Origin of the sequence: Parabacteroides sp. PF5-6, from assembly GCF_029504695.1 — a bacterium.
Classification (GTDB): Bacteria; Bacteroidota; Bacteroidia; order Bacteroidales; family Tannerellaceae; genus QVMG01.
The window spans coordinates 56,821-63,581 of the sequence record NZ_JAQFIN010000018.1 but is presented as its reverse complement, the minus strand read 5'-3'; the positions used below and the strand labels follow the sequence as shown (position 1 = coordinate 63,581).

Sequence of the window (6,761 nt, the reverse complement as noted above, 5' to 3'; positions counted from 1 at the left end):
GATTTGTAAGCGAAGAGAGTCATCCATTCCTTTTACTGTTCGCATCTTTTTTAAGTTTTGCAAACTGTAAACTTTTTTCAGTAGAAGACACTTTTCCGGGAAGGTTTGTCGTTTTTTTAAGTAATCCTCTACCTTTCACCCGAAACGCCGATCAACACAGGGATCTGGTGAACGGGTGAAAGGTGAAGACGGGGGTAAAAACTTTTATGTGGGAAACTACCGGTAGTTTCTGAAGAGAATATTAACGCCTAATTTTCATGAACATTTTCCTTTCCCAACTGTTAAGTCCTTAAAATCCATAAAAACAAACCATTATGACAAAGAAATTACATCTGGTACTTACTCTATTCTTGCTTGGAGCAGCCCTGAGTTTGAATGCATTTGACGCGGGGGCAAGAACAATCTATGTGAATAAATCAGTAACCACCAGCGGCGATGGCAATACTTGGAATACCGCTTATAAAGAATTGGCGGATGCGTTGAGAGCTGCCACCTTAAGCGATGAGATCTGGGTGGCCGCGAATACGTATATGCCGAAATACCCACTCGTCGAAAGCGACGACCCGCGCGACTACACCTTTTCCATCCCCGCAGGCGTCAACGTCTACGGCGGCTTTGCCGGAGGGGAAACCAATCGCGACAGCCGCGACTGGGTAGCAAACCAAACGATCCTCTCGGGCGATATCTATGGAAATGATAAAACGGAAGGAGTAGAAGACCCTTATGCAGACAACTGCCTCACTGTAGTCAGGATCACTAACAGCACGCTCGATGGATTTCATATCACCGGAGGTAACGGTGGTACCTACGGCGGCGGAGTCTATGCCGGCTTAGCCACTCTGACCAACAATACGATCTACGGCAATACAGCCGCCTACGGCGGCGGAGTCTATGCCGACGGCGCCACCCTGACCCACAATACGATCTACAGCAATGAAGCCAGCAGCAACGGTGGCGGAGTCTATGCCGGCTTAGCCACTCTGACCAACAATACGATCTACGGCAATGAAGCCACCGACGGTGGCGGAGTCAATGCCTTCAACGGCGCCCTGACCAATAATATCCTCTGGGGAAATAAGGGCGCTAATGGTAAGGATCTCTACGCTTCCTCCACCACTGGATCCCATAACTTGATCGGCAGCTTGCCCGAGGGAGGTTCTCCTGCTGGCAACAACCACCTGACCGGCAACCCTTACTTTATCGACCCCGCCAACGGCGACTTCCGCCTGGGCATCCAAAGCGAGGCAATCGCTGCAGGAAAAGATGGTGAAAATCCGGGCGCCTGGCCCACTGTGACATTCAAGCCCACTGGAGGCATCCTCTATATCAATCGCACCGTCGATATCAACGGGGTAGGTTATCAAGGCAACGGCTCCTCCTGGAGCGATGCCCTCTCCGACCTGGGCGAGGCATTGGCTTTTGCCAAAGAAAATGCCGGAGCAGTTTCCCAGATCTATGTGGCCAAAGGCACGTATATACCGAAATACTCATCCGTCGAGAGCAACAACCCGCGCGACCGCACCTTCTCCATCCCTGCAGGCGTCAAAGTCTACGGCGGCTTTGCCGGAACGGAAGGAGAGACATTCGCCGACCGTGACTGGGTAACAAACCCAACGATCCTCTCGGGGGATATCGAAGGAAATGATAAAACGGAAGAAGAAGAAGAAGAAGAACCTTATGCCGACAACTGCTTCCGTGTGGTTAATATGGGGTTGGGGGACATCGAGACCGCCACGCTCGATGGATTTCATATCACCGGAGGTAACGGCGCCCCCTATGGCGGCGGAGTCTATGCCCGCGGCAACATCACCCTGACCCACAATACGATCTACGGCAATACAGCCACCGACGGCGGCGGAGTCTCTGCCCACTTAGCCACTCTGACCAACAATACGATCTACGGCAATACAGCCACCAATGGCGGCGGAATCTATGCCGACAACAGCGCCCCCCTGATCAACAATACGATCTACGATAATGAAGCCACCAACGGCGGCGGAGTCTATTCCAAAGGTGTCACCCTAAACAATAATATCCTTTGGGGAAATAAGGGTAACAGTGGTAAGGATCTCTTCGTTGACGCCACCTCCCACTTCACCAACGGTTCCCATAACCTGATCGGTGAGATCGGGGGAGATGCTTTTGATGGTGTCTTGACCAACGCCGACCCCCGCTTTGTCAATCCCGCCGCCTACGACTTCCGCCTGCAGGAAGGAAGCCCGGCTATCGATGCGGGAAATACGGAGGTGTATGAGAATGAGGATTTCCCAGGAAAATATCCCATGACCGACGCCGCAGGCGATCTCCGCATCCAGGATAAGATCAATATCGGTGCCTACGAAACGGTAGTGCCGGCCGAAAATGCCACCTTCCATACCCTTACCCTCGAGATCGCCCCGGGTATCGACTGTTACGGCCTCACCGCCGGCACGTACCAGATTGCCGATGGCGATCACCTGCACCTGCAGTTTCTGCCCGACGACCGGACAGTAGGGCCTGACGACGTGATGCTATTGATCGATGGTGTCGATACGCCTTTCACCGTGCCCGCTGCCGGTAGCTACTACGGCTATATCCTCAACCCGATCACCGCGAACCATACGATCCTCGTTGCCTTGCGTGAATATACCGTCACCCTGCCCGAAACGGAAGGCATCACCTTCACCCCCGGCGCCGGTGCGCACCGCGTCCCCTACGGCGAAGCGTTCACCTTCACCCTCAGTGGCACGTTCGATCCCGAGCAGCTCCATGTTTACAACAACGGCATCGAGATCCAATCCGAAGCCCTGCGTACCACCACCCTGACCTACACCCTCGACCGCGTAATCGGCCCGGTGGAGATTACCATCGAAGGCTATACCACGGGCAATATGGATATCGCCACAAGCGATATCACCCTTTTCATTATCAATTCTCAATTATCCATTATCAATTCCGGCTCTGCCGTAGATGTCGCCATTTATAATATCACCGGCCAAACCTTCGTGCAACTTCGTGCCCTTCGTGGTTCACGTACCCTCGCGTTACCTGCCGGGGTCTATATTGTGCGGGCAGGAGAAGAAACGTGGAAGGTGATTGTTGATTAGAAGATAGCAGTTCCTAAGCCGCGTAGCGGCGATCTGTACACAGCCCCGTGCGGAAGCGCGGGGTTATGAATGCCCTCACCCAATCAGAAGCGCCACGTAGTGGTGCTATGTAAATAGACAACAGATACATAGCACCACTACGTGGCGCTTCCTCTTTTTATATACGCTCAACCCCGCGCTTCCGCACGGGGCTGTACACAGGATCGCCGCTATGCGGCTTTCGCGCCTTCAGCGCTCCGTTGATTATTCATCCACAACCCCAGGGTTTCATAGACCTCCGGCCTATTCACCCTGGGCTGGTGGCTTTCGTGCCTTCAGCACTTCTGCGCCTTCAGCGCTTTGCGCAGTGAGCTATCTTGGCTCCTCTCCTGGACAGGAGAGGGGGACCGCCGCTTGCGGGGGTGGAGAGGTTGTCTTTAGTTATTTTAGGAACAACCGCCCCACCGCTGCAAGCAGCGGTCCCCCCCGCCTGACCAGGCGGGGAGCCGAGATAGTCCACTGCGTATTCTTCTAACTTCTAACTTCCATCTTCTCCCTTCCATCTCCTATCTTCTCTCTTCTCTCTTCTCCCTTCTCCCTTCTCCCTTCTCCCCCTGCTATATGAGTTATAGAACAGTTTTGTCGGGGTTACGACCAATCGGATGATGGTCTTTTTCATCGGTTTCTTTTCCCGATCAGAAGAATTTGCGTATGTTTGCAACTTAAAAATAAAAGGAAAGCGATGTTTAAAGATAAAACGATAGTCTACACTTCGGGCACGTTCGATATGTTCCATTACAATCACCTGCGGATGATCAACTATGCGCGTGCATTGGCCGATATCCTGATCGTAGGGGTGAGTACGGACGAATTGGTTTCTTCCTATAAGGCGCCTCCGATCATTCCGTTCAATGAACGGTTGCAGATTATCGAAGCCCTGAAAACGCCGGATATCGTGATCCCCCAGCATACGCTGGATCATACGGAGATCGTGAAGAAGCTGAATATCGATGCGTTTGTGGTAGGCGACGACTGGTACGGGAAATACGACTACCTCAAAGACGTGAACGTACAGGTGTTTTACTTCCCTTACGGCACGGGTGTTTCCTCGTCGAACCTGAAGAAAACGATCCATGACTCTTATCAGGCAACGCTCGACAGTCAGCGACAGGCCAAACCTGAGATGGTCAAAGGATTCCCTGAAAAATAACATTTCCCTATGGACAACTATGTATTGATCACCGGAGGTACGAGAGGGATCGGAAAAGCGGTTGCCGACTGCCTGGGCGAAGCGGGTTATGCTTTATTGCTGACGTATGTGTCGGACCACGAGAGGGCTTGCCGGGCGAAAGCGGAGCTTACCGAGAAGTATGGCGTGGACGTGCATGTCGTGCAGGCGGATAGTACCGACCGGGCTTCCATCGAAAAGATATACGCCTATCTGGAAAAAGAATCGATCACATTGGATTCCGTTGTTTTCAATGCGGGCATCACCTGCCGGGATTCCTTCGAAGAGATGACGCTGGCCGACTGGGAAAAGGTCTTTTTTGCCAATGTGCATTTCCCGGTATTCCTGCTTCAGCGGATCGTTGGACAGATCAGGGAGGGGGGAAGTGTGGTGTTCACCGGTTCGTTGATGGGCATTCAGCCGCATGCCGTTTCCGTTTCGTACGGGGTGAGCAAGAGCGCGGTGCATGCGTTGGTACGTAACCTGGTGAAAAGCCTGGTGCCCTACCGGATCCGTGTGAACGGAGTCGCCCCGGGTTTTGTCGATACCGAATGGCAGAAGAATAAACCGGCCGAGATCCGCCGGAATATCGAGAATAAGATTGCGCTGGGACGCTTCTGCGAACCGGAAGAGTTGGCCCGGGTGTACCGGATGTTGATCGAAAACGACTATATCAACGGCGAGGTAGTGGTGGTTGACGGAGGATACTCCTATAAATAAATACCGATGAGTGAATTAAACAAAGAATACGAAGCCTCTTTAAAATCTATAGAAACAGAAAACCTGATCGACCGGATCTTCTACCGGCCCATTGGTTTTCGTATTGCCCGTGCCTTGCGGAATACAGGGATCACACCGAATATGGTGACGATCTTCTCTATCTTTGTCGGCGCGGCAGCGGGTTTTCTTTTCTACCGGCAAACCCTTATATTGACGATTTGTGGTATTCTGAGCCTGATCCTGGCCAATATCCTGGATTGTGTCGACGGACAGTTGGCACGCCTGACGGGCATCAAATCGGAGATCGGCCGCATCCTCGACGGGGTGGCGGGTGATATCTGGTTTACCTGCGTCTATGTCAGCTTCGCCCTGATCCTTTCGGAGCAATACGGGACCTATTGGCTGTTTGTTCCGGCTTTTCTATCGGGCTTTTCCCATCTGTTTCAGGCGAATATCACCGATTACTACAAGACGGTGCATCTTTACTTTATCAGCAAAGAGAAAGGCAAAGAGCTGCAGACCGCCGACCAGATCCGGGCGCAATACAAAGAGATGAAACCGGGCATCAACCGGTTCTTTATCCGGGCATACCGTTGGTACACCGAGTTGCAGATGCATACCACTCCCCGCTTGCAGCAGTTGTTGCAGACCCTGCAGGAGCGCTACGGCGACGAGATGCCCGAAGAGATCCGGCTGAAATTCCGCCGGCAGAGCTGCCAACTCATGAAGAAATATATAGACCTGATGACCTTCAACGGCCGTACGATCGTTATGTTTATCATTGTATTGACCGGGCAGGTGTGGGCCTATTTTGTATATGAAATAGTCGTGTTGAATGTCGTACTGGCGATCTCGGTACGTAAACACGAGAAGATGTGTGCTACGCTGCTGAATGAACGATGAAAAAAACGGTTATTGACATAAACGACCTTCAAGGAATGTCACCTTTCTTCCGCACCCGCTTCGGGACGTTCCTGGGAAAACTGGCTATCCGATGGTTCCGGATCGACCGGGTGAACCGGGTGCATGAGAACAGTTGCCATCTGCGCGGGGCTGACTTTACCTCGGGCTTACTGAGCGATCCATTGATCGACCTCAACTACCGGATTCATAATGAAGAGATTCTTGATACGCTGCCCGAAGGGGCGTTCGTCACGGTGTCGAACCATCCGATCGGATCGCTCGACGGCATTATCCTGATTGATATCTTTGCTCGCCGGCGTCCGGACTTCAAAGTGATGGTGAATGGCTTCCTGACGAATATCGGGGCGATGGCGGATAATTTTATCTCCGTGGTGCCCGAAGCGACCAAGACCGATCCCGACGCCTTGCCTTCGACGAATATCAACGGGGTGCGCCTTTCCCTGCAACGCCTGAAAGAGGGGCATCCGATGGGATTCTTCCCGGCAGGGGCCGTCTCGATGTATAATAAAGAACGCCGCATCGTGACCGATCTGCCCTGGACGCATAGCGTAGTGCGCCTGGCCCGCAAAGCAAGGGTGCCGATCTATCCGGTTCTTTTCGACTTTTACAATACCCGCTTTTTCTATTTCCTGGGCACGATCGATTGGCGGATCCGCTCGCTGCGTATGCCCTGGGAAGCCTTCAACAAACGTGGCCGTACGGTCGATGTGTATATCGGTCAGCCCGTTATGCCCGAAGAGATTGAAGCGCTGACGGATGAAGCGCTGGCGGAATTCCTTAACCGGCGGACTTACGCATTAAAAAAGTAATCACTCTCCTCTCAC

General features: G+C 52.6%; 5 protein-coding genes. All 5 read left to right on the top strand.

Translation table 11 applies throughout. The annotated features are described in order from the left end of the window. Positions 1-314 precede the first annotated feature (314 nt). The gene (locus M2133_RS15035; RefSeq protein ID WP_277467019.1) at positions 315-3,086 is read left to right on the top strand and encodes a right-handed parallel beta-helix repeat-containing protein; all 2,772 of its coding nucleotides are present in this window, start codon (positions 315-317) and stop codon (positions 3,084-3,086) included. 721 nt (positions 3,087-3,807) lie between these two features. After that, the gene (locus M2133_RS15030; RefSeq protein ID WP_277467018.1) at positions 3,808-4,275 is read left to right on the top strand and encodes an adenylyltransferase/cytidyltransferase family protein; all 468 of its coding nucleotides are present in this window, start codon (positions 3,808-3,810) and stop codon (positions 4,273-4,275) included. Between the two features lie 9 nt (positions 4,276-4,284). Beyond that, on the top strand, positions 4,285-5,013 hold the full coding sequence (locus tag M2133_RS15025; RefSeq protein WP_277467017.1) for an SDR family oxidoreductase: 729 nt from the start codon (positions 4,285-4,287) through the stop codon (positions 5,011-5,013). 6 nt (positions 5,014-5,019) lie between these two features. Continuing rightward, positions 5,020-5,916: a CDP-alcohol phosphatidyltransferase family protein gene (locus tag M2133_RS15020; RefSeq protein WP_277467016.1), complete on the top strand. Its 897-nt coding sequence runs from the start codon at positions 5,020-5,022 to the stop codon at positions 5,914-5,916. After that, positions 5,913-6,746 carry a lysophospholipid acyltransferase family protein gene (locus M2133_RS15015; RefSeq protein WP_277467015.1) on the top strand — a complete coding sequence of 278 codons (834 nt, stop codon included), beginning with the start codon at positions 5,913-5,915 and terminating at the stop codon, positions 6,744-6,746. Before M2133_RS15020 ends, M2133_RS15015 begins: the two co-directional genes overlap by 4 nt. The last annotated feature ends 15 nt before the right edge of the window (positions 6,747-6,761 follow it).